This is a genomic window from Sporomusa sp. GT1, assembly GCF_014634905.1.
Classification (GTDB): domain Bacteria; phylum Bacillota; class Negativicutes; order Sporomusales; family Sporomusaceae; genus Sporomusa; species Sporomusa sphaeroides.
This window is the reverse complement of sequence record NZ_BMBX01000109.1, coordinates 1-223: the sequence shown is the minus strand read 5'-3', so window position 1 is coordinate 223 and position 223 is coordinate 1. Positions and strand designations below refer to the sequence as shown.

Here is a 223-nt window from a genome sequence, read left to right as displayed (position 1 = left end):
TGCTGACCTGCGATTACTAGCGATTCCGACTTCACGGAGGCGAGTTGCAGCCTCCGATCCGAACTGAGAGCTTGTTTATGTGTTTGGCTCAACCTCGCGGTCTTGCTTCACTTTGTTTAAGCCCATTGTAGTACGTGTGTAGCCCAGGACATAAGGGGCATGATGACTTGACGTCATCCCCGCCTTCCTCCGCATTGTCTGCGGCAGTCTCCCTTGAGTTCCC

General features: G+C 53.8%; 1 rRNA gene. It reads right to left on the bottom strand.

What is annotated here, in order from left to right:
* Positions 1-223, bottom strand: a 16S ribosomal RNA gene (locus GT1_RS22040); the annotation flags it as partial.